Origin of the sequence: Paenibacillus sp. FSL R10-2771 (assembly GCF_038000205.1) — a bacterium.
Taxonomy (GTDB): domain Bacteria; phylum Bacillota; class Bacilli; order Paenibacillales; family Paenibacillaceae; genus Paenibacillus_AQ; species Paenibacillus_AQ phytohabitans.
This window is the reverse complement of sequence record NZ_JBBOBM010000001.1, coordinates 5,178,483-5,201,803: the sequence shown is the minus strand read 5'-3', so window position 1 is coordinate 5,201,803 and position 23,321 is coordinate 5,178,483. Positions and strand designations below refer to the sequence as shown.

Here is a 23,321-nt window from a genome sequence, read left to right as displayed (position 1 = left end):
CTCCTGAGCCTATTTCTCCCCGGGATTGGCAGTTGCCTGCCGGTAAGTGCTGGGAGACTGGGCACAAAAGCGTTTGAACTGCCGGGAGAAGTACAGGGCATCGGTCAGGCCGACGGAGGCTGCGACCTGCTCTACTGACAGCTCAGGGCGTTCGCGCAGCAGCTGGCGGGACTTCTCAATACGCAGCTTCAGCAGATAGGTCACCGGCGAGAGGCCGGTCTCCTGCTTGAAGATGCGTGACAAATAAGCGCGGTTATAGCCCAGGCTGCCGCACATCTGTTCAATGGAGACCGGATGGGCATATTGTGATGTCATATAGTTGATCATTTGCTTCACTGTGCGTTTGACCTGCGACTCCGCCCCGGGCGACCTTAAGGAGGAGATCAGCAGACCGGATGCTTCGCCGATGATCAGGTAAAGATAGCCGAGCGAGGTCAGATGCGCGCTCTCCTTGCCCGCATAGAAGGCGGACATCATCCCGGCGAGTGCACCCGGGATCAGACTGCCTTCAGCCGTGGTCAGGACCGGCTTCTCCGGGGAGAAGCCGGCCTGCAAGGCGAGCTGCTCCGCCTCCGTTCCGGTGAAGGCAGCCCAGCGGTACCGCCAGGGCTGCTGCTGATCCGAGATGTAGCTCACCAGCTGGGCCGGGTGGATCAGGAAGCAGTCTCCCGCCCCCAGTTCATATTTGCGCTGCTCGGTCCGGAAGACACCGGAGCCGGACTCAATATAGTGAAGCAGATAATAATCGTAGATCTTGGGGCCGGCCTGATGCAGCGGAAGCGTCTGGCTCTCCCCGGCGAACAGCACATGCAGAGACTGCTGATCGAAATACACGGGATTTGATCCTACGGAATAGGTATGTTCCAACGGCCATCCGCCTTTCTTGAATATAACGCTATCATAGCTTAGCATGAGGGGAAGCGCAGAAATGAATCTTTATCTCCAGTATATCCTCCCGGCTGCCGGAAGTCACATTTGTCCATGTATTGCACACATGATTGCATTATCAGGGCAAGTCTGATTTTATTATAATGTAAGCAGAAGGAAGCAAGTTGGAAACAAGTTGAAAGCCCAAGCACAAGCAGCGAAAGGATGGAGTGGCAATAATGAGCGTACAGGAACTTAACAGTAAATTTATCGAGAAATACGGGGAGAGCAGCGAAGAGGCGCGGGTATTCTATGCACCAGGCCGTGTGAATCTCATCGGAGAGCATCTGGACTACAACGGCGGTTATGTGTTCCCGGCAGCACTGGACTTCGGAACTACCCTTATCGTACGTCCGCGTTCGGATGGCAAGGTTCAATTCGCATCAACGAATTTCCCTTATGAAGCCTCTATCGACTACAGCGAAATCGGCAAAGCCAAAACCGGCGAGTGGGTTGACTATCCGGTTGGTGTTATGGTCGAGCTGGCCAAGAAGGATCTTCCGGTATCCGGAGGGTATGACCTCTTGTTCCACGGAGAGATTCCGAACGGCTCGGGCTTGTCCTCTTCCGCTTCCATCGAGGTAGTAACAGGTTATGCCTTCCTGACGCTGCTTGGCGGAGACACGGATACTGTAGAGATCGCCCTGCTGTCCCAGCGTGCGGAGAACCAGTATGTGGGTGTAAACTCCGGCATCATGGACCAGTTCGCTGTCGCCAACGGCAAACGCGACCAGGCCATCCTGCTGATGTGCGACACCCTGGAATACAGCCTGGTACCGTTTGTGACCGGCTCTTATAAGCTGGTTATCGGCAATACGAACAAGAAGCGCGGCCTTGTGGACTCCAAGTACAATGAGCGCCGCAGCCAATGCGAGGAGGCTCTGGCTATTTTGAAGCAAGAGGTGCCAACCCTGTCTTACCTGGCCGAGCTTAAACCTGAACAATTCGAGCTTCATCAGCATAAAATCACCGACGAAACCGTCAGACGCCGCGCCCGCCATGTGGTGGAAGAGAATCAGCGTGTGCTCGATTCGGTTGAAGTGCTCAAGAACAATGACCTGAAGCAATTCGGACTCTATATGAACGACTCCCATGTCTCCCTGCGTGACCTGTATGAAGTCAGCTGCGAAGAGCTGGACATCATGGTTGAAGAAGCACAGCGTATTCCGGGAACACTCGGCTCGCGTATGACAGGTGCCGGATTCGGCGGATGTACAGTATCTCTGGTGCATGAGGATGATGTGGAACGTTTCATTGCCGAAGTCGGCGAAGCTTACAAGAAGAGATCCGGTCTGACGGGCGAGTTCTATGTATGCACGATCGGCAACGGCGTTGAAGAACTGAAAGGAGTGAAGTAAGATGGCGATTCTGGTAACGGGCGGAGCAGGATATATCGGTTCCCACACAGTGGCGGAGCTGCTGGACCGGGGCGAAGAGGTTGTAGTTATCGACAATCTGCTGACAGGGCACCGCGAGGCGCTGCTGGGCGGCAAGCTGTATGAGGGAGACCTGCGCGACAAGGCACTGCTGGCCAAGCTTTTCTCCGAGAACAAGATTGAAGCGGTAATCCATTTCGCAGCGAGTTCCCTGGTGGGCGAGAGCATGAAGGATCCGGTAAAATATTACGACAACAACGTGTATGGTACACAGTGTCTTCTCGAAGCGATGCAGCATGCCGGAGTGGACAAAATCGTCTTCTCCTCCACAGCCGCAACCTACGGCGAACCGGAAAAGGTGCCGATTGAAGAAACGGACCGCACTGAACCTGCGAATGTGTACGGGGAGACCAAACTGACCATGGAACGCATGATGGCCTGGTTCGACAAGGTACTCGGCATCAAATACGTAGCGCTGCGCTACTTCAATGCTGCAGGTGCACATGCCAGCGGCAAAATCGGCGAAGACCACCGTCCGGAGAGCCACCTGATTCCGCTGGTGCTCCAGGCTGCACTTAAGCAGCGGGAGAACATCGCGGTCTTCGGCGAAGACTACCCGACAGAAGACGGAACCTGCGTACGCGACTATATCCATGTCAGCGATCTGGCGGATGCGCATGTCCGTGCGGTAACCTACCTGCGCAGCGGCAGTGCAAGCAATATCTTCAACCTGGGCAACGGCCTGGGCTTCTCCGTCAAGCAGGTGATTGAAACTGCGAAGAAGGTCACCGGCCTGGACATTCCGGTTGTAATCCAGGAGCGCCGCGCCGGTGATCCGGCGGTACTTGTCGCTTCTTCGGCCAAAGCCCGGACGATCCTGGGCTGGGACCCGCAGCATGCCGATCTGGAAGGCATCATCCAAAGCGCCTGGAACTGGCACTCCGCGAATCCGGAAGGGTATGGCGGCTAAGCCTGCCAATGTACTTTGTTGTGAATAGTACGGAAGCCTGGCTTGAAGAATAAGCAATCCTAAGATGAACAAAAGAAAAATAAAAAGCCAGAAGGATAGAAGGGGGATTTTGGAACTGTAGGAGCGTTAGCGACCGCCTGAAAGCTTTCCGCAGGAAAGCTCGCTTCGGAAGCATCAGCAGTCACCGGATTTCTACCGCAATCAGCGGGTCAATCAAGAAATCTGGGGACAACAGCGGCCGGAGGTCCAAATATTCACCGTAGTGACGTCTATGGCTTAAGTTAATATCTTAAGTTCAGCTATACAGGTTGCAGCAAATAAGGAGAATTGAAATGCAGAACGATAATATTACGGCTGCAGCCTCTGAGAAGGCATTGTATGCAATTGAACAGCTGGTCCTGTTCGCGCAGCACAAGGGGCTGATTCAGCCGGCTGACGTTGATTACAGCCGCAATGAGCTGCTGGACCAGTTCGGCTTCAGTGAGCCGTATGCCGGTGAATTCACTGAAGGTCCGCTTGAGAGTCCGCAGGCCCCGCTGGATCAATTGATCGACTACGGGTTTGAGTCCGGGCTGATTCCGGAGAATACGGACACATACCGCGATCTGCTGGACGCCAAGATCATGGGCCTTCTGATGGCCCGGCCGTCTGAGGTAAATGCGGAGTTTGCCGCGATCCAGGCGGAGCAGGGCATTCAGGCGGCCACTGACCGCTTTTATAAGCTGAGCATTGATTCCAACTATATCCGTATGGACAGGGTGGCCAAGAATGTATATTGGCTTCAGGAGTCGCCTTACGGGGATATCGAGATGACGATCAATCTCTCCAAACCGGAGAAAAGTCCGAAGGAAATCGCCATGGCCCGGCTGCTCCCGCCGCCGGTCTATCCGAAATGCCAGCTCTGCCGCGAGAATGTCGGCTATGCCGGACGGGTCAATCATCCGCCGCGCCAGAACCTGCGCGTGATTCCGCTTGCAATGAATAATGAAAAGTGGTTCTTCCAGTACTCGCCGTATGTGTATTATAACGAGCATTGTATCGTGTTCCACCATGATCATGTGCCGATGAAGCTGACGAAGGATACGCTGAAGCGTCTGCTTAGCTTTGTTGAATCCTTCCCGCATTATTTCATCGGCTCGAATGCCGATCTGCCGATTGTCGGCGGCTCCATTCTGACCCATGATCACTTCCAGGGCGGACGCCACACCTTCCCCATCCAGAAGGCGCCCAAAGAGGATAGCTTCACCCATGCTGCATATCCAGGCGTTAGCCTAAGCATTGTGAAATGGCCGATGTCTGTGCTGCGGATGCACGGGGCAGATCCTGCCGTGCTGCTGGAAGCCGGCAACAGTATCTATGAGGCCTGGAAGACTTACAGCGATCCGGCAGCTGATGTCCTGGCCTTCAGTGAAGAAGCCGGGGAGAGCGTGCCGCATAACACGGTTACACCTATCGTCCGCCGGGCAGAAGACGGCGGCTATGAGATGGATCTGGTGCTGCGCAACAACCGGACCAGCGAAGAATATCCCGAAGGGATTTTCCACCCGCACCGGGAAATGCACCACATCAAGAAGGAGAACATCGGCCTGATCGAGGTTATGGGCCTGGCGATTCTGCCGGGGCGCCTCAAGGAAGAGCTCGATGCTGTCGCTGGCGTTCTGGCCGGAGACACCGCACTGCTGGAAGCAGTCCAGAGCCAGGGCGCTGATCATCCGCTCACGCTGCATGCCTCCTGGATCGCGGAGCTGGCCGGCCGTTTCGGCACCTCCCTGAGCCGCGAGGAAGCGGTGAAGACGGTGCAGAACGAGGTAGGCACCAAGTTCACGCATATTCTGGAGCATGCGGGAGTCTACAAACGCACACCGGAAGGCCAGGCGGCATTCCGCCGGTTCGTGAACAGCAGCGGGTTTAACTAAGACCGCTGTGTCTTGTAAATGAGATGTCCCTGCCGGAGTGTCGGCGGGGGCATTTTTTGTTGCGCGGGAAACTACGATGCAATGATGTGTCCGCCGGAAGTGGACGGCAGGAGGAAATGAGGGGGAGAAGTGCCCCTGAATCCGCTGAAATCGGGCGATGGGAGGAAATGAAGGGCAGAAGTTCCTCTGATTTCGCTGAAAGCGGGCGATGGGAGGAAATGAGGGGCAGAAGTGCCCCTGATTCCGCTGAAAGTGGGCGATGGGAGGAAATGAGGGGCAGAAGTGCCCCTCATTTCGCTGAAATCGGGCGATGGGAGGAAATGAGGGGCAGAAGTGCCCCTGAATCCGCCGAAAGCGGGCGGCATGGGGAAATTAAAGGGATAAATCCCTCTGATTTCGCCGAAAGCGGGCGGCATGGGGAAATTAAAGGGATAAATCCCTCTGATTCCGCTGAAAGTGGGCGGCAAGGGGAAATTAAAGGGATAAATCCCTCTGATTCCGCCGAAAGTGGCCGGCAAGCGGAAATTAAAGGGAAAAATCCCTCTGATTCCGCTGAAAGTGGGCGGCAAGGGGAAAATAAAGGGATAAATCCCTCTGATTCCGCCAAAAGTGGGCGGCATGAGGAAATTAAAGGGATAAATCCCTCTGATTCCGCCAAAAGTGGGCGGCATGAGGAAATTAAAGGGATAAATCCCTCTGATTCCGCCAAAAGTGGGCGGCAAGCGGAAAATAAAGGGATAAATCCCTTTGAATTTGTGCTAGGCAGGCGTTAAGGGAACGCCGTGTCTTTTAAACACGATACCGACCTTTTGCCGCTCCTCTGTAGTCATTTGAATGCGGCAAGCCGGAGGTCTATAATATACAAGTGCGTCACATTCATATACTCATGGAGGTTTACCCATATGCGTAAGTTTGAGTTCTATAACCCTACCAAGCTGATTTTTGGACAAGGGACATTGCAGGCACTCCGCACCGAAGTGCCGAAATACGGCAAGAATGTACTGCTGATGTACGGCGGCGGCAGCATTAAGCGCAGCGGCCTGTACGACAATGTAATTGCTGAGCTGAATGCCATCGGAGCTGTAGTTACGGAATTGGCCGGAGTGGAGCCTAACCCGCGCCTGTCTACCGTACATAAAGGCGTGGATTTATGCCGCGAGAACGGGATCGAACTGATCCTCGCCGTCGGCGGCGGCAGTGTGCTGGATTGTGCCAAGGCTGTAGCTGTCGGTGCGAAATACGATGGGGATATGTGGGACTTCGTGGAGCGCAAAGCGGCGCCTCAGGGAGCTCTTCCGCTGGGGACTGTGCTGACTATGGCGGCTACCGGTTCGGAAATGAACAACGGCTCGGTAATTACGAATGAAGTGACCAAGGAGAAAATGGGCTGGGGCAGCGTGCATGCCTATCCGGCATTCTCGATTCTTGATCCTGAGAACACCTTCTCCCTGCCGCGTGACCAGACGGTCTACGGTATGGTGGACATCATGTCCCATACACTGGAGCATTATTTCCACACAGACGGCAATACGCTAGTACAAGACGGCTTCTGTGAAACCCTGCTTCGTACAGTAATCGAGACTGCACCGAAGCTGATCGAAGATCTGAACAACTATGAACTGCGTGAGACCATCATGTACTGCGGCACCATGGCACTGAACGGGATGGTCAGCATGGGCTTTGCCGGAGACTGGGCTACGCACAATATTGAGCATGCCGTATCCGCCGTTTACGATATTCCGCATGGCGGAGGATTGGCGATTCTGTTCCCGCAATGGATGAAATACAACCTCAGTACGAATCCTGCCCGTTTCCGCCAATTGGCAGTGAACGTATTCGGGATTGATCCGGCTGGCAGAAGCGATGAGGAAGTCGGTCTGGAAGGCATCGAGGCGCTTCGCAGCTTCTGGGATTCCATCGGAGCTCCGAAGACGCTTGGTGATTATGACATCGATGACAGCGAAATCGGCAATATGGCGGACAAGGCTGTCCGTTTCGGCCCGTTTGGCAACTTCCGCAAGCTGCAGCGTGAGGATGTTGTAGAGATTTACAAGCTGGCTCTGTAAGCTGCATTTACAAGCAGTTGACCATGTAAGCCGGTCCTGCAAGGCAGCTGGATAGACATACCGGCAATGGTTAACCATATTTGCTGCACCCAAAGATCAGCCGCTCCCGTTCACCGGGAGCGGCTTTTTAACATGGAAATCCCTTAATGTTCTCTCTCCGGAGATACAATAATGAGATTAATACCCAACTTTGTGAAACCAAGGACATGGTTTCTGCGTTTAATCTAGTATGACAGTCCGGAAGTAAAGACGGGAGGAGACAAACATGCAAACGCTGTATTTGGGCTGTTTGGCGCTGGGCATTATTTTTGCCGTAGTCAGTGTACTTGTAGGCGACCTGATCGGAGGCGCTCTGCACGGGGTTTTTGACTTCGTATCCTTTGATTTCGTCAATCCTGCCATCTTGGCAGGCGGAGTAACAGTGTTCGGCGGAGCGGGGGTGCTGCTTAGCCGCTACAGCGGACTGGAAGATGGCGCAATTCTTGCCTTGTCCCTGCTGATTGCGGCTTTTACGGGAGTGGTGCTGCATCTTGTTGTAGTGAAGCCAATGAGGAACAGCGAAATGTCGAACGGGTTCTCCATGAACGATCTGCCGGGAAGAATCGGTGAGGTTATGGTTCCGGTTCCTGCATCAGGCTATGGTGAGATTATGGTGAAATTCGGTGCAGGCAACAGTCTGCATACCGCAGCCAGCTTCGAACAGCATCCGCTGCCGGCCGGCATTAAAGTTGTGGTGGTAGAGGTCCGGGAGGGCGTAGCCCTTGTGTCAGAATTCGAAGACAGAAGAGGAGTGGATTCTTAATGTTCGGTATTCCTGATTTTTTGTTTATTCCCGCAGTCGTTGTGGCTGTATTATTTGTACTGGGGATTGCATTCTGGGCCCGTTACAAAACGGTAGGACCTGATGAAGGTATGATCGTCACCGGTTCCTTCCTGGGCAGCAATCATATCTCAGATGACGGCTCCGGCCGCAAAATCAAAATCGTCCGCGGCGGCGGTGCATTCATCCTGCCGGTCTTCCAGAAGGCCGAGTTCATGTCACTGCTCTCCCACAAGCTAGACGTGACGACCCCGGAGGTCTACACGGAGCAGGGCGTTCCGGTCATTGCCGATGGAGTGGCGATCATCAAGGTGGGCAGCTCGACCGAGGATGTGGCGACGGCAGCCGAGCAGTTCATGGGCAAGCCGATTGAGGCGCTGAAGAGCGAAGCCCAGGAAGTGCTCGAAGGCCATCTGCGGGCGATTCTCGGCTCGATGACCGTTGAAGAGGTCTACCGCAACCGGGACCGTTTCGCCCAGGAGGTTCAAGGCGTTGCGGCCCGTGATTTGAAGAAAATGGGGCTGCAGATCGTCTCGTTCACCATTAAGGATGTGCGTGACAAGCACGGCTATCTGGAAGCGCTGGGTAAACCGCGGATTGCTGCAGTGAAGCGGGATGCAGAGATTGCCGAAGCCGAAGCAGTGCGTGACGCGCGGATTCAGAAGGCCAATGCCGAAGAGCAGGGGCAGAAGGCAGAACTGCTGCGTGATACCAACATCGCCGAAGCCTCGAAGGAGAACCAGCTGAAGGTAGCGGCGTTCAAACGTGATCAGGATACCGCCAAAGCGGAAGCGGACCAGGCGTACCATATTCAGGAGGCGCGGGCCAAGCAGACGGTGGTTGAAGAGCAGATGAAGGTCGAGCTGGTCCGCAAGGAACGCGAAATTGATCTGCAGACCAAGGAAATCCAGGTTCGCGAGAAGCAGTATGATGCGGAAGTGAAGAAGAAAGCGGAAGCGGACCGTTACGCGGTGGAGCAGGCGGCGGAAGCCGACAAGGCCAAGCGGATGCGTGAAGCCGATGCGCTTCAGTATAGTATTGAGAAGCAGGCTCAGGCTACCTCCGAGCAGAAACGTCTGGAAGGGCAGGCGGTGGCCGATGCCGAGCTGGCCAAAGGTAAAGCGGAAGCGGAAGTTATCCGCCTGCGCGGTCTGGCCGAAGCGGAAGCCAAAGAGAAGCTGGCGGAAGCCTTCCAGAAGTTCGGCGAAGCGGCGGTACTCGATATTATCGTCAAAATGCTGCCGGAGCTGGCCGGAAAGATCGCCGAGCCGCTGGCTTCTATCGATAAGCTGACTGTTGTGGATACCGGCAACGGTGAAGGTGCGGCCCGGGTCAGCAATTATGTGACCCAGCTGATGGCGACAGCCCCCGAGATGCTGAAAAGTGTGTCCGGCATTGATGTTGAGGCTCTGATTAAAGGGCTGACCCAGACTAAGGGCAAGCCGGAGCTGGCGGCAGCTGCCGAGTATACCGGAGCGCCAGTAACCGCCCTCCCAAGCAAACCGAAACCGGCCGTAATACCACCGGCCGCCCCGGTTGAACAACCAGAGGAATAATAGCGTATCACCGAGGTATGGCCGGCAGGTTTAACCGCCTGTCATACCTTTTTTATAGAATTAGGGCAATAGGAAACGGAGGTGCAGGCATGGAGCTCATTTTGGATAATATACGGAAGAGCTTTGACGGTAAGGAAGTGCTGAAGGGAATTGACTTCACCTTCGAGCAAGGCAAGATTTACGGGCTCCTGGGACGCAACGGTGCCGGCAAAACCTCACTGTTCAACTGCCTCAGCGGTGAGATACGCATGGACAGCGGCGGGGCTTTCCTGCGGCGGGAGGAAGTGAGTCTTCCGCTTCGCGAAGAGGAGATCGGCTATGTCTTTTCCCTGCCGATTCTGCCGGATTTCTTAACGGGTTATGAGTTCGTGAAGTTCTACATGGATATCAATAAGGATAAAATTGAACCGGGCAGAAGTATCGAAGAGTATTTTGATATCATCCGTTTTGAGGAGGAGGACCGCCACCGCCTGATCAAAGGCTACTCCCACGGGATGAAGAACAAAATCCAGATGCTCTGCTTCATCATTTCCCGGCCGCCGCTGATTCTGCTGGATGAGCCGCTGACCTCCTTTGATGTAGTGGTCGCGCTGGAGATCAAGAAGCTGCTGCGTGAGATGAAGCAGAAGCATATTATTATTTTCTCCACCCATATTCTGCAGCTGGCTGCCGATCTCTGTGATGAGCTGGTGATTCTGAATAATGGCTTACTCCGTGAGATTCCCGCGGAAACGCTGCGCAGTCCGGAATTCGAGGAGCAGATTATCGCGCTGCTGAAGGATGGAGACCATGATTAGCACGCTGAAGGCGATCATGGAGATTCGCGGGATGTCCGGCGCTAACCGGCTGATATTCTATTTCAGAAAAATCCCCGTTATCGGCAAGCTGTTACCGGCCTCGGCCTATGCTGAGACGGCGCTTAAGCGGACTTTATCGGTAATTGTCTATATCCTCAAAGCCATCTGGGCTTTCTTGTCCAAGTTTGCCTATTTGGGGCTTATGGTTTATTTGCCCGTCAAGCTTGCAGGCAGTGAATTAACCTTAACGCTTTCAGCACAATATCAGCTGTACCTGCAGGTCCTGCTCTGTTTAAGCTTTCTGGTCGCTGCAGTTTCCAGCGCGGTTATTCTAGAGCCCAAACGGGACAAGTATATCTTCGTGAAGCTGATGAGGCTCCCCGCGGAGAGATATATGCGTGTTACGCTGACGCTGCGCGGGATCAGCTTTGCGGTAACATTTATCCCGGCGTTGATGGTCTTCGGGAATCTTCTGGGGGCTCCGCTGTGGCAGGGAGGTGTTCTTGCTCTGCTGCTGACCTTCTGGCGTATTGCCTGCGAGGCCCTGCATTTGTGGATTTTTGATAAATACGGCATTGTGGTTGTCAAAAAAACAAGCTGGGTCTGGACCGCCATTGGTGCTGGTTACCTGCTGGCTTATGTGCCTCTGCTCCCGGGCTTTGCGTTGGTGGACAGTCACATGTTGTTCAGTCTGCCTCTGGTGCTTGGTGTCACTGTGCTGGGAGCCTTATGTGCGGTCTACATCGCCCGTTATCCGGATTACCGCAATGCAGTGGATGCCGTTACCAAAATTGATGATCCGCTGCTGGATATGGGACGCATGATGAAGGAGGCGCGGGTGAAGGATGTCGCAACCCGGGAGCAGCAGTACACGGCGGAGCAACTGAACCCCGGACAATTCGCAGGTAAAAGCGGGTATGCTTATCTTAATGCGATTTTTTTCTCGCGCCACCGGCGGTTACTCATTCATCCGGTGCAGCGGCGTCTGGTAATTATTGGCGCACTCTTCGCAGCTGCTTTGCTGACGCTGCTGTTCTCACAAGCAGCTTTTAACAGAATGGCCCATTATCTGATCAGTGCCTTGCCAACCTTTCTGATCCTTATGAATTACACCTCCATCGGTGAACGTGTCTGCAAGGCTATGTTCTACAACTGTGATCTCAGTCTGCTGCGTTACGGGTTCTACCGTGAACAGTCGGCGATCCTGAGCAACTTCCGGATCCGGCTGCTGCGCATCAGCCTGCTTAATCTGATTCCGGCGGCAGCGATCTGCCTGGGGGTGAATCTACTGATCCTGCTGTCGGGTGAGAACTGGGGCGCAGCGGATGCGGTTATCTTTTGCGTGACGATTGTGGCACTGTCCCTGTTCTTCTCGGTGCATCATCTGTTCATGTATTACATCTTCCAGCCGTACAGTACCGAGCTGAATGTGAAGAATCCGTTCTTTACGATTGTGAACAGTATCGTGCTGGCAGCCGGTTTTATAGCCATACAGTTCAAGAGCGAGCCAGGGATTTTTGCTTTTATCGTAGTACTCTCTGCTGTTGTCTATATGCTGGCGGCCCTGATATTGGTCTACAAATTCTCTGGGCGGACGTTTCGGGTGAAATGAGCCTCCCGGCTCTTTGCCGCACACTTCTAATTTGAGATTCTTGATGTTATGATAGTAGCTCAAGGTTAATTTTCACATGCTGATACGTGTATCGTGCTGCCTTAATAGATCGGGTATTCAGAATTAAAAGAGGTGTCGCAAGTGAGCAGCAGCATAACAGTGGCCAAGGTACTGAATAACAACGTTATCATTGCCGAGCATCCCCAGTATGCCGAGGTAGTGGTCATTGGCAAGGGTATCGGCTTCAACCGTAAGACACGGGACCGGATCAACCTCTCTTCTGTGGAAAAAATGTTCATCCTGCGGAGCCAGGAGGAGCAGGAGCAGTATAAGCAGCTTGTGCCCCAGGTGGACGAGAAGCTGATTGAGGTGGTCCAGGAGATCGTCCTGCATATTATGCAGAGCAGCCGGCAGGCACTTAACGAGCATATCCATATCGCGCTCACTGACCATATTTCCTTTGCCATCCGCAGGAGTGAACAGCATATAGCCATACATAATCCTTTTCTGTACGAGACCCGGGAGATCTATCCGGAGGAATACAGGCTGGCCGAATATGCAGTGGACCGGATTAACGAAGCCATGAAGGTTTCACTGCCGCCGGATGAGATCGGTTTTGTGGCGCTTCACATTGTCAGTGCACTCAGCAACCGGCATATCTCGGAGGTTAAGCAGCATTCGCAGCTGATCGGGGACATGGTGGGACTGGTGGAGGATAACCTCGAATACCGCATTCCGCGTGACTCCCTGGACTATTCACGTCTGGTGACTCATTTGCGTTTTGTGCTGGAGAGGCTGCGCCGGGGGGAGACTGTACGTGAGACTTCCTCCCTTGACGGGCTGATGAAACGTGAATATCCCGAGATGTATATGCTTGCCTGGAAGCTGACCAAGGTTATCGAACAGCGCGTGCATATCCCGGTATATCCTGCCGAGGTGAGTTATCTGACGATTCATCTGCAGCGTCTTGCCCAGAAGAAGGAAGATGAATCCGGTATGGAACAGCAGGACAGCATTTAGCCTGTTAATTAATGCTTGCAACTTCAAATTATCAGTGCTACAATGATCCCTGTTATTAACAAAACAGAATACAAACGTGTAACTGATACGATCAGGCATGAGTGATTTACAGTATTATGGTTGTCTTGCCCCAACTCGGGGTACTCTAACGTTAGCGTTAGACGACAATCTGTGTGCTGTATTGCTCATGCCTTTTTTGGCTTCTGTTTTGAATGAAATTTAGGATTAGGAAGTGACCTCAATGTTCAAAAAGTTATTTGGCGTTTTGCAGAGAGTTGGTAAAGCGCTTATGCTGCCCGTTGCCATTCTGCCTGCAGCAGGGCTGCTGCTCGGGATCGGGAACATGCTCGTTAATCCGGATTTCCTGCAGTATGTGCCGGCACTGGAAAATCATGTAGTTCAAGCTATTGCTACCGTATTGATGAACTCGGGGCAAATTGTATTTGATAATCTCTCCTTGCTGTTCGCAGTCGGCGTAGCCATCGGGCTGGCCGGAGGTGAAGGTGTAGCGGGTCTGGCAGCTATCATCGGATTCCTGGTTATGAACGTAACCATGGGTACGGTTGTTGGCGTCAACGCCTACGTCCTGACCTGGAAAGATTTCGCCTACTCCAGCGTGCTGGGGATTCCTACGTTGCAGACAGGGGTGTTCGGTGGTATCCTGGTGGGGATATTGGCCGCATCCATGTACAAAAGGTTCTTCCGTATAGAGCTGCCGTCTTATCTCGGCTTCTTCGCGGGTAAACGTTTCGTACCGATCATGACTGCGGTAACTTCCCTGATTCTCGGTCTTGCGCTCACACTGGTATGGCCGCCGATCCAACACGGCCTGAACTATGTATCGCAGAGTATGATCAACACCAACCTGACGCTGTCGGCCTTTATCTTCGGGGTCATCGAGCGTTCCCTGATTCCTTTCGGCCTGCACCATATCTTCTATTCGCCGTTCTGGTATGAATTCGGAAGTTATGTGGACAAGGCAGGAGATCTGGTCCGCGGTGACCAGCGGATCTTCATGCAGCAGCTTCGTGACGGTGTGGATTTCACAGCCGGTACATTTACCACTGGTAAATATCCGTTCATGATGTTCGGACTTCCGGCAGCCGCCCTTGCGATCTATCATGAGTCCAAACCTGAGAACAGACGGGTTGTCGGAAGCTTGATGATTTCCGCAGCGCTGACTTCGTTCCTGACAGGTATTACCGAGCCGCTGGAATTCTCATTCCTGTTCGTGGCTCCGCTGCTGTTCGCTGTACATGCGGTATTTGCAGGTCTTTCCTTCATGACCATGCACATCCTTAATGTCAAAATCGGTATGACCTTCTCCGGCGGTTTCATCGACTATGTGCTGTTCGGCGTCATTCCGAACCGTACAGCCTGGTGGCTGGTTATTCCGGTAGGTCTGGTGCTCGCGGTGATTTACTACTTTGGATTCCGCTTCGTGATCCGCAAGTTCAACCTCAAGACTCCGGGCCGCGAAGATGCATCTGACGACGAGGAAGAAATAAGCACAGAGAGTGTATCGAAGTCGGGCGACGATCTGCCGCGCAACATTCTGTCCGCTCTGGGCGGCAAAGAGAATATTACGCATCTGGATGCCTGCATCACCCGTCTTCGTGTTGAAGTCAAGGATAAAGCGGGCGTTGATAAGAACCGGCTGAAGAAGCTGGGTGCTTCTGGAGTTCTGGAAGTGGGTAACAACGTACAGGCGATCTTCGGTACCCGTTCGGACACCATCAAATCGCAGATTCAGGATGTCATGAACGGAAGAACACCGGCTGCTGCTCCTGTAGCGCCGAAGCCGGAGCTTGAGAAGCAGGCCGGCGAGCAGGGTGAGGCTATTATCCCTGAGGATATCGTATCCCCTGTAAACGGCGAGCTGATGGATATTACACTGGTTCCTGATGCGGTCTTCTCGCAAAAAATGACCGGTGACGGCTTCGCCTTCCTGTCCGATGACGGCAAGATTGCCTCGCCGGTATACGGCAAGGTGTTCAATGTCTTCCCGAGCAAGCATGCAATCGGCATTATGTCCGACGGCGGCAAGGAAGTACTCGTGCATATCGGTGTCAATACCGTTAAGCTTAAAGGCCAGGGCTTCACGGTTCTTGTAGAAGAAGGCGATCTGGTAGCTGCCGGACAGCCGATTATGGAAGTGGATCTGGAGTATGTGAAGGCCAATGCACCTTCCGTCATTTCTCCGGTCATCTTCTCCAACCTGCCTGAAGGCTCTTCTGTCACCCTGAAGAAACCGGGCAAAGTATCCATCGGTGATAAGGATATCATCACCATTCAGTAAAATGTGCAAAGGCGAAGCGCTTCCATTATAATTAAAGGGAGCGCGGCCTTCACCATAAGCAACTATCCTAATTAATAGAAAGCGAGTTGGATATTATTATGCAAACAACTTTCAGAATCATTGACGAAGATGGAATTCACGCACGCCCGGCAACAGCGCTGGTAAATACAGCTACAAAATTCAAAGGCACTGAGGCTTTTGCGGAAGCCAAAGGTAAAAAAGTAACCCTTAAATCCATCTTGGGCGTTCTGTCCCTTGGCCTTGAAGCAGGAGATACCCTGACCCTTATTACTGAAGGCAGTGAAGAAGCTGAAGCCCTCAGCGCACTGCAGGAGATCATGGTTAAAGAAGGGCTGGGAGAAGTTCATGAGTAAAATTTCAGGAATCGCGGCTTCCGCAGGTATTGCAGTAGCCCGTGCCTTTATCCTGGAACATCCGGACTATACCATTACCAAAACAGCGGTCACTGATGTGGACGCTGAGCTTGCGAAGCTGACTGACGCCCTGGACAAATCCAGAGGCGAACTGCAGAGCATCAAAGAGCGGACACTGGCAGAGCTCGGCGAGAAGAAAGCAGAGATCTTCGAATCCCATCTGCTGATTCTTGATGATCCCGAGCTGATCACGCCTGTAATGGATAAAATCCGCGAGGAATCGGTTAATGCGGACTATGCCTTGAATGAAGTAGCTAATCAATTCGTGGAAATGTTCCAGAACATGAAGAGCGCGTACCTTCAGGAGCGCGCAGCCGATATGCGTGACGTAACCAAACGCGTACTGAACCATCTGCTTGGCATTCACTATGTGAGCCCGGCTGAAATCAGTGAAGAGGTTATCGTTATTGCACTCGATCTGACGCCTTCGGATACAGCACAGCTTAACCGTAATTTCGTAAAGGGCTTCACGACCAATATCGGCGGACGTACTTCCCACTCCGCAATTATGGCCCGTTCCCTGGAAATTCCGGCTGTTGTAGGAACTAAGAACGTATTGTCTCTCGTCAAAGCCGGCGATCTGATTATTGTCGACGGTCTGAACGGGGACGTGCTAATCAACCCTACGGAAGCGGAAGTCGCTGAATATACCGCCAAGCAGGAAGCTTACAATCTGCAGATTGCCGAGTGGAAGAAGCTCCGCGACGAACCAACCGTGTCGGCTGACGGCAAGCATGTAGAGCTGGCTGCCAATATCGGTACACCGAATGATGTAACGGGTGTAATCGAGAATGGCGGCGAGGGCGTAGGCTTGTACCGTACAGAGTTCCTGTATATGGGCCGCGACAAGCTGCCTTCCGAAGAGATTCAATACAATGCCTACCGCAGCGTGCTTGAGAACATGCAAGGCAAGCCGGTAGTTGTGCGCACGCTGGATATCGGCGGCGACAAGGAGCTGCCTTATCTGGATCTGCCGAAGGAAATGAATCCGTTCCTAGGTTTCCGTGCCATCCGTCTGTGTCTGGACCGTCAGGATATCTTCCGCACCCAGCTGCGTGCCCTGCTCAGAGCCAGTGCCCACGGCGATCTGCGTATTATGTTCCCGATGATCGCGACTCTTGGCGAATTCCGTGCAGCCCGTGATCTGCTGCTGGAAGAGAAGGCCAAGCTGCGTGAAGAAGGCAAGGAAGTATCCGATAACATCCAGCTGGGCATCATGGTTGAGATTCCTTCGACAGCTGTACTGGCTGACCAGTTCGCCAAAGAAGTAGATTTCTTCAGTATCGGTACCAATGACCTTATTCAATATACAATGGCTGCGGACCGTATGAATGAGCGGGTATCCTACCTGTATCAGCCATATAACCCGGCGATTCTGCGTCTGGTCAAAATCGTCATTGATGCAGCACACGCCGAAGGCAAATGGACCGGCATGTGCGGTGAAATGGCCGGCGACGCTACAGCGATTCCGCTGCTGCTCGGCCTTGGCCTGGATGAATTCAGCATGAGTGCAACCTCCATCCTTCCGGCACGCAGCCAGATTGCCAAGCTGTCTGCTGCTGACATGAAGGAAATGGCTGCCCAGGCGCTGCAGCTCGGCACTGCCGAGGAAGTAGCCGCACTTGTGCAAAGCCGTGTGAATTAATTCGTTTTTGGTTTTCTGTTTGAGGCAATTCCACTTTTCCAACTACTTTAGCCGGTCTCCGTTACAGGAGGCCGGTTTTTTTTGAATTGTGAGCATGCATCCACTTCAGCAAGAACGGAACCGCCCATTCCGGCAGCATTATATATAATGAGTCCATTACTTCCGAAGGGTGGAACCATTTTTGCAGAAATTCAATGCCTCGCAGCTGTATATGTTCATGGTTTTTATGATGTCATTAGCGGGCAGCACCATATTTACAACCTACAGCATTTATTACGTCACTGAGCTAGGGTTAAATCCATTTCAGCTGGTGCTGGTTGGAACGGTTCTGGAGATAACAGTGTTAGTGTTCGAAGGCATTACAGGTGTTGTAGCAGATACATACAGCCGTAAGCTGTCGGTTATTATCGGAATGTTCGTGCTGGGAAGTGCTTTTGTACTGGAAGGATGTATTGTCTGGATGATGCATCCGGCCTCCATGCTGCCTGCATTTGCCTGGCTGCTTATGTCCCAGATGCTGTATGGCATCGGCTGGACGTTTGTCAGCGGGGCGGACACGGCCTGGATTGTAGACGAGCTGGATGAGGAGCAGACGGGGGCAATTTTTATGCGTTCCAAAGTATTTGCGCTAAGTGCATCTCTGCTGGGCATTGCTGTCAGTGTAGGGTTATCACTGCTTGCGCCTAATATGCCGTTTCTGGCAGGGGGGGCTGTCTATTTCATACTTGGGCTGGTATTGATCCGTTATATGAAGGAAACGGGCTTTATCCGGCGTGAGCGGGAGCCGCACACCTCACCAATCCGTGAACTGGGCAAGACCTGGGTAAGCGGCGTATCCGTACTCAGACATCACCCGCTGCTTCTGCTGCTGACCGTTGTAACATTATTTAACGGGGCTGCGTCTGAAGGGTATGACCGCCTGTGGCAAATCCACCTGATCGATGAAATCGGCTTCCCGGATGCCTCCGTGTCAATGGCGGTATGGTTCGGCCTGATCAGTGCAGCGGCTACAATGTTGGGGATGCTGGCCGTGCGTTTTGCCGGGAAAAGAATGGACCTGCTCCTGGAACGAAAGGTCTCTGCCGCTTTGTTCATACTGACCTGTATCCGCATGGGCTGCATCCTGCTGCTTGCGCTTGCGCCGAATTTCTCGGCCGCGATCTTTGCGGTGCTTCTCCTGGGGGCGGCCGGCTCCGTGAGCGATCCTATCTACACTACCTGGCTGAACTCGAAGCTTTCAAGCCGGAACCGGGCAACAGTCCTGTCGATGATTAGCCAATCGGATGCACTCGGCCAGTCCGCAGGCGGTCCGGTTGTTGGTTATATAGGCAGCCGTTTTTCGATCAGGGCCTCCATTCTGGCTGCTGGCTTCCTGCTGCTTCCAATTCTGGCGCTGTTCGGAAAGGTCATGCGTAAGCGCTAAAGGAAGCAAAACAACATTTAACAGTTAGCTGTCAGAATTCCCCCACTTCTCTAAGTGGCGGGATGAATGTCAGCGGTCTTTCTCATAGACAAATACAACCTAAAATATTACAATAAAACTATTCAGTAGTATTATGAAATGGGTTGTGATATCCGTGGAATTAGACACAAATAATCATTCAGTATTCTCTCTTCATTATCATCTTGTTCTAGTCGTGAAGTACCGCAGAAAAGTAATAGACGATGACATTTCGAATCGGTTACAAGAGATATTTGAGTCTATTCAGCCTAATTACAATATCACCCTGCAGGAATGGAAGCATGACAAGGATCATGTTCACATTCTAATGAAAGCTCACCCCAATAGCGATATTTCTAAATTTCTGAACGCTTATAAGAGTGCATCCTCCCGTCTAATTAAGAAAGAATTTCCTGTAATTCGTCAACAGCTGTGGAAGGAATATTTCTGGTCCAGAAGTTATTGTCTACTGACGACTGGCGGTGCGCCGATTGAAGTCATCCGGAAGTACATCGAATCTCAAGGTCAGAAATGAGGTGGGCAGGTGTTAAAGGCTTATAAGTATCGAATCCATCCCACCTATGAACAAGAGCAGTACTTCACTAAAGTATTCGGCGCTGTTCGCTTCATCTACAATCGAATGCTTGCAGATAAGATTGAACATTACAAGCAAACGGAAACGATGCTCAAAACGACACCTGCGCCATACAAAAAGGATTTTGCCTGGCTGAAAGAAGTGGATAGTCTAGCCTTAGCCAATGCCCAGCTTCACTTAGAGAAGGCTTATCAGAATTTTTTCCGTGAACCGAACGCGGGATTTCCAAAATTCAAGAGCAAGAAGAAGAATAGCCATAGCTTCACAACCAATAACCAGAAGGGAACCATTGCCATTACAGAGGGAAGGATCAAAATTCCCAAACTAAAAACGAAAATCAAAATCGAGCTGCACCGTCCATTCGAGGGACGTATTAAATCATGCACCATTTCCAAAACACCCACGGGAAAATATTACACTTCCGTATTGGTGGAAACGGATATCATCCCATTGCCCCCACTCGAGACGAAGATCGGTGTGGATCTGGGGTTGAAAGACTTTGCGATTCCTTCACATGGCGAAATCATACCGAATCCGAAGTACTTGCGGAAGTCTGAACAACGATTAGCCAAGCTGCAAAAGGACTTGTCACGAAAGAAGAAAGGGAGCCGTAACCGGTATAAAGCAAGGCTGAAGGTCGCCAGACTGCATGAAAAAATAGCGAATCAACGGAAAGACTTTTTACACAAAACGTCCACCCAAATGATAAACGAAAACCAAGTGATCGTGATGGAGGACTTGCGTGTAAAGAACATGATGCAGAATCATAAGTTAGCCAAAGCCATATCCGAAGTGTCTTGGAGCCTGTTCAGAGACATGCTGACCTACAAAGCGAAATGGTACGGCAGAGAATTAATCATTGCTCCCAAACACTTTGCAAGCAGTCAATTGTGTTCCTGCTGTGGCTACAAAAATGCAGAAGTAAAGAACCTAGCCGTACGGGAGTGGTCCTGCCCTGCCTGTCATACGGAGCATGACAGAGACCGGAATGCGGCACTGAATCTTCTACAACTAGCCATGTAAATGGCCCTTAGCGGGTTAGGAACTAGCCTATAAGCTTGGGTAAACTTGGAGCAGTAGCTCTATTGACCAAGAAGCACCCACCTCTTAGGTGGTGTGTAGTTCACCAGTTGTTATTTGGCAGCAGGACAAGTATACTTCCGGGTAGATTCGCAGCGGTCACCTCATGAGCTTAAATACCCGGGACTTCATGCCGATATAGGATATAGCAAGCAGATGCAATTCTACCCTGTAACCCAAACCTGTGAACATAATGTTACATATTATAAGATGAACCGTAAGTAAGAATTCTCAGCAATACCCGCTTGCAGAGCCGTGCAAGTATTAGATTGGTGATATGTGGAAATAGCTTGGTTGTAATAGAGTGATCAGTTTTCGGCCGGATGGCAGAGAGCATTAGGATGGTGAATATGAATGAGCAGCAATTATATAAATGCAGAATCAGTAATGGAGACCTATGAAGGCAAAGACCTCGGCTTAACGTATTCTGCGGAGTACAGTATGTTTAAAGTCTGGGCGCCGACCGCGTTTGCAGTATCGCTGGTGCTGTATGCTACCGGCGGGAATGGCATCTCAGCCGGTCATACCGGAGATTACAAGGACAGCGGCCGGATTATCAACATGCAGCGCTCAGACGGTGGAATCTGGGAAGTCAGGGTTTCCGGTGATCTTAAGGGCAGGTATTATATGTACCGGGCTGTATTTGCGGACGGAAGCATCAACGAAGCTGCAGACCCTTATGCAACGGCTGTATCGGCTAATGGTGTGCGGACGGCGGTCATCGATTTGCAGGATACGAATCCGGCTGGCTGGGATCAGGACACTTCTCCTGCTCTGCCGCATCCGGCTGATGCTGTAATTTATGAGCTGCATGTACGTGATTTCTCGGCTCATGAGAGCTCGGGTCTTACCCATAAGGGGAAATTCAAGGCGTTCACTGAGTTGGGACTGAGGGATGCTGCGGGTCATGCACTGGGCATAGACCATCTGGCTGAGCTGGGGATTACGCATGTGCATCTGCTGCCGGTATTCGACTTCCAGACGGTGGATGAGCTGAAGGCTCCCGGTGAAGCACCGAGATCTCCGCTATTCACAGACTACAATTGGGGCTATGACCCTCAGCACTATAATGTACCTGAAGGCTCATATAGCACAGACCCGGCCAGTCCGCCTACCCGTATCCGTGAGTTCAAGGAGATGGTGCAGGCCCTGCACAGCCGTGGTATCTCTGTCATTATGGATGTGGTCTACAACCATACGTATTCTATAGAAAAAGGGCCCTTCCAGCCGCTGGTGCCGGATTATTACTACCGCCATGACTATAGCGGACGGCTCTCCAACGGCTCGGGTGTCGGCAATGAGCTGGCTACCGAGCAGCCGATGGTCCGCAAATACATTAAAGACTCCTTGTCCTACTGGGCATCAGAGTATCATATCGACGGTTTCCGCTTCGATCTGATGGGATTGATGGACAGTGTGACCATGCGCGAGATCACGGAAGAGCTGCGGCTGGAGATTAATCCGAATCTGCTGCTCTACGGTGAGCCCTGGACAGGCGGAGACTCTCCGCTTGCCACCAAGACCCTGAAGGGTGTGCAGCGCGGCAAAGGTTATGCCGTCTTCAATGATAACTTCCGGTCTGCTATCAAGGGAGACAGTGACGGCTGGGGTAAGGGCTTCGCTACCGGAGAATACGGTAAAGAAGGTGCGGTTGCTTCCGGGATCAAGGGGGCCATACATGAGTTCACCGATTCGCCTGTAGAGACAGTGAACTATGTAACGGCACATGATAATCTCAATCTGTGGGACAAAATTCTCGCTACCCAGGGATTACGCCAGGAAGCGCGTTTACTGGAGCTTGAGAATGGCAGGCTGCGGAGCGGCGGGGATCTGGAAACCGCTGTGGAGCAGGCTGACCCGTATTTCGCGATTGATACCCTTGATGTACTGGAGAATGAGACTGTACGGCGCTCTCTGCTGGCTAACGGGATTATCCTGACCTCGCAGGGAATACCGTTCCTGCACGCCGGTGATGAGCTTCTGCGCAGCAAATACGGGGACCATAACAGCTACCGCAGTCCTGACTGCATCAATGCCATCCGCTGGGAGAACAAGAAGAAGTTCATTCCCGTCTTTCAATATTACAAAGGACTGATTGAGCTGCGGCGGGGACATCCGGCTTTCCGTCTGCATGGACGTCAGGAGATAGAGCGCAGCCTTGAGTTCCTGCGCTGTGACAGCGGAGTCATTGCCTATGTGCTGAAGAATCATGCCGGCGGCGATGGTTGGAAAAATATTGTCGTGATTTACAATGCAAATATGGGACCGGTAACCCAGTGTCTGCCTGAATCCTCCGGCTGCTGGAATATCGTTGTCGATCATACCCATGCAGGAGCGGAGGCCTTCCGGCAGACGGAGAACGGCAGTATTGAAGTGGCCGGGCTGTCTATGATGGTGCTCTACGATAAATACGGCGAGCCTGAACCGAGATCCAAGGTAGTCGAAGTTCATTATGAACGGCCGGACGGCGATTACCGGGGCTGGAATCTCTGGGTATGGGGTACAGGCATTCAGGATGGACAACGGGACTTCCAGCACATGGAGGACGGTCACGCAGTAGCGCGGATCGAGGTGCTGACAGGCACAGCGTCTATCGGGTACATCCTCCGGCTGAATGACTGGGAGGAGAAGGACGGTACCGGAGACCGCTTCATCGACTGCTCCGGCAGCGAGGAGCAGGTGTTGAAAGTAACCATACGGGAACGTAAGCTGGAGCACGACGGTGAGGCGGCTGATCCGCTGCAGCGAACCAGTTAAATAGAATAAG

Annotated in this window: 18 protein-coding genes; 17 read left to right on the top strand and 1 reads right to left on the bottom strand. The window is 52.5% G+C overall.

Features of this window, described 5'->3' with window-relative positions; genetic code table 11:
- Nucleotides 1-9: 9 nt before the first annotated feature.
- Nucleotides 10-912: an AraC family transcriptional regulator gene (locus NSU14_RS22215; protein ID WP_042135006.1), complete on the bottom strand. Its 903-nt coding sequence runs from the start codon at nt 910-912 to the stop codon at nt 10-12.
- 194 nt (nt 913-1,106) lie between these two features.
- Between NSU14_RS22215 and NSU14_RS22210 the strand changes: the two genes are divergently transcribed.
- From NSU14_RS22210 to pulA, 17 genes are all read left to right on the top strand, one after another.
- Nucleotides 1,107-2,285: a galactokinase gene (locus NSU14_RS22210; protein WP_042135009.1), complete on the top strand. Its 1,179-nt coding sequence runs from the start codon at nt 1,107-1,109 to the stop codon at nt 2,283-2,285.
- A gap of 1 nt (nt 2,286) precedes the next feature.
- Nucleotides 2,287-3,273, top strand: coding sequence for a UDP-glucose 4-epimerase GalE (galE, locus tag NSU14_RS22205; protein ID WP_042135011.1), 987 nt, complete (start codon nt 2,287-2,289; stop codon nt 3,271-3,273).
- 332 nt (nt 3,274-3,605) lie between these two features.
- Nucleotides 3,606-5,189 carry a UDP-glucose--hexose-1-phosphate uridylyltransferase gene (locus NSU14_RS22200; RefSeq protein ID WP_336101551.1) on the top strand — a complete coding sequence of 528 codons (1,584 nt, stop codon included), beginning with the start codon at nt 3,606-3,608 and terminating at the stop codon, nt 5,187-5,189.
- Nucleotides 5,190-5,509: 320 nt separating this feature from the next.
- Nucleotides 5,510-5,962 (top strand): hypothetical protein, encoded by a 453-nt coding sequence (locus tag NSU14_RS22195; protein ID WP_340947361.1) that lies wholly within the window; start codon nt 5,510-5,512, stop codon nt 5,960-5,962.
- Nucleotides 5,963-6,091: 129 nt separating this feature from the next.
- Complete coding sequence (locus tag NSU14_RS22190) at nt 6,092-7,255, top strand: iron-containing alcohol dehydrogenase (protein WP_042135017.1); 1,164 nt, start codon at nt 6,092-6,094, stop codon at nt 7,253-7,255.
- Nucleotides 7,256-7,520: 265 nt separating this feature from the next.
- On the top strand, nt 7,521-8,057 hold the full coding sequence (locus NSU14_RS22185) for a protease (protein ID WP_340947360.1): 537 nt from the start codon (nt 7,521-7,523) through the stop codon (nt 8,055-8,057).
- Nucleotides 8,057-9,631: a flotillin family protein gene (locus NSU14_RS22180; protein ID WP_042135020.1), complete on the top strand. Its 1,575-nt coding sequence runs from the start codon at nt 8,057-8,059 to the stop codon at nt 9,629-9,631. Before NSU14_RS22185 ends, NSU14_RS22180 begins: the two co-directional genes overlap by 1 nt.
- 89 nt (nt 9,632-9,720) lie before the next feature.
- Nucleotides 9,721-10,428, top strand: a complete 708-nt coding sequence (locus NSU14_RS22175; protein WP_336103832.1) for an ABC transporter ATP-binding protein — start codon at nt 9,721-9,723, stop codon at nt 10,426-10,428.
- Nucleotides 10,412-12,040 (top strand): hypothetical protein, encoded by a 1,629-nt coding sequence (locus NSU14_RS22170; RefSeq protein WP_340947359.1) that lies wholly within the window; start codon nt 10,412-10,414, stop codon nt 12,038-12,040. The genes NSU14_RS22175 and NSU14_RS22170 overlap by 17 nt, the downstream gene beginning before the upstream one ends.
- Before the next feature lie 141 nt (nt 12,041-12,181).
- Nucleotides 12,182-13,060 (top strand): glucose PTS transporter transcription antiterminator GlcT, encoded by an 879-nt coding sequence (glcT, locus tag NSU14_RS22165; protein ID WP_076242614.1) that lies wholly within the window; start codon nt 12,182-12,184, stop codon nt 13,058-13,060.
- A gap of 241 nt (nt 13,061-13,301) precedes the next feature.
- On the top strand, nt 13,302-15,359 hold the full coding sequence (gene ptsG, locus NSU14_RS22160; protein ID WP_042135028.1) for a glucose-specific PTS transporter subunit IIBC: 2,058 nt from the start codon (nt 13,302-13,304) through the stop codon (nt 15,357-15,359).
- A 98-nt stretch (nt 15,360-15,457) separates the two neighbouring features.
- On the top strand, nt 15,458-15,733 hold the full coding sequence (locus NSU14_RS22155; RefSeq protein ID WP_039309348.1) for an HPr family phosphocarrier protein: 276 nt from the start codon (nt 15,458-15,460) through the stop codon (nt 15,731-15,733).
- Complete coding sequence (gene ptsP, locus NSU14_RS22150; RefSeq protein ID WP_042135030.1) at nt 15,726-17,438, top strand: phosphoenolpyruvate--protein phosphotransferase; 1,713 nt, start codon at nt 15,726-15,728, stop codon at nt 17,436-17,438. Before NSU14_RS22155 ends, ptsP begins: the two co-directional genes overlap by 8 nt.
- Before the next feature lie 181 nt (nt 17,439-17,619).
- Nucleotides 17,620-18,861, top strand: a complete 1,242-nt coding sequence (locus NSU14_RS22145) for an MFS transporter (RefSeq protein WP_256703743.1) — start codon at nt 17,620-17,622, stop codon at nt 18,859-18,861.
- A gap of 154 nt (nt 18,862-19,015) precedes the next feature.
- The gene (gene tnpA / locus NSU14_RS22140) at nt 19,016-19,414 is read left to right on the top strand and encodes an IS200/IS605 family transposase (protein WP_156123092.1); all 399 of its coding nucleotides are present in this window, start codon (nt 19,016-19,018) and stop codon (nt 19,412-19,414) included.
- 9 nt (nt 19,415-19,423) lie between these two features.
- On the top strand, nt 19,424-20,497 hold the full coding sequence (tnpB, locus tag NSU14_RS22135) for an IS200/IS605 family element RNA-guided endonuclease TnpB (RefSeq protein ID WP_340947358.1): 1,074 nt from the start codon (nt 19,424-19,426) through the stop codon (nt 20,495-20,497).
- Between the two features lie 411 nt (nt 20,498-20,908).
- Nucleotides 20,909-23,311 (top strand): type I pullulanase, encoded by a 2,403-nt coding sequence (pulA, locus tag NSU14_RS22130; protein ID WP_076242616.1) that lies wholly within the window; start codon nt 20,909-20,911, stop codon nt 23,309-23,311.
- Nucleotides 23,312-23,321 lie beyond the last annotated feature (10 nt).

Excerpts from the sequence above, each read along its gene's own strand:
- NSU14_RS22200 (WP_336101551.1), top strand. The coding sequence starts at position 3,606 with ATGCAGAACGATAATATTACGGCTGCAGCCTCTGAGAAGGCATTGTAT.
- NSU14_RS22155 (WP_039309348.1), top strand. The coding sequence starts at position 15,458 with ATGCAAACAACTTTCAGAATCATTGACGAAGATGGAATTCACGCACGC.
- NSU14_RS22195 (WP_340947361.1), top strand. The coding sequence starts at position 5,510 with ATGAGGGGCAGAAGTGCCCCTGAATCCGCCGAAAGCGGGCGGCATGGG.
- NSU14_RS22190 (WP_042135017.1), top strand. The coding sequence starts at position 6,092 with ATGCGTAAGTTTGAGTTCTATAACCCTACCAAGCTGATTTTTGGACAA.
- NSU14_RS22185 (WP_340947360.1), top strand. The coding sequence starts at position 7,521 with ATGCAAACGCTGTATTTGGGCTGTTTGGCGCTGGGCATTATTTTTGCC.
- NSU14_RS22175 (WP_336103832.1), top strand. The coding sequence starts at position 9,721 with ATGGAGCTCATTTTGGATAATATACGGAAGAGCTTTGACGGTAAGGAA.
- NSU14_RS22180 (WP_042135020.1), top strand. The coding sequence starts at position 8,057 with ATGTTCGGTATTCCTGATTTTTTGTTTATTCCCGCAGTCGTTGTGGCT.
- NSU14_RS22215 (WP_042135006.1), bottom strand. The coding sequence starts at position 912 with ATGCTAAGCTATGATAGCGTTATATTCAAGAAAGGCGGATGGCCGTTG.
- ptsG (WP_042135028.1), top strand. The coding sequence starts at position 13,302 with ATGTTCAAAAAGTTATTTGGCGTTTTGCAGAGAGTTGGTAAAGCGCTT.
- NSU14_RS22170 (WP_340947359.1), top strand. The coding sequence starts at position 10,412 with ATGGAGACCATGATTAGCACGCTGAAGGCGATCATGGAGATTCGCGGG.
- NSU14_RS22210 (WP_042135009.1), top strand. The coding sequence starts at position 1,107 with ATGAGCGTACAGGAACTTAACAGTAAATTTATCGAGAAATACGGGGAG.
- pulA (WP_076242616.1), top strand. The coding sequence starts at position 20,909 with ATGAGCAGCAATTATATAAATGCAGAATCAGTAATGGAGACCTATGAA.
- ptsP (WP_042135030.1), top strand. The coding sequence starts at position 15,726 with ATGAGTAAAATTTCAGGAATCGCGGCTTCCGCAGGTATTGCAGTAGCC.
- galE (WP_042135011.1), top strand. The coding sequence starts at position 2,287 with ATGGCGATTCTGGTAACGGGCGGAGCAGGATATATCGGTTCCCACACA.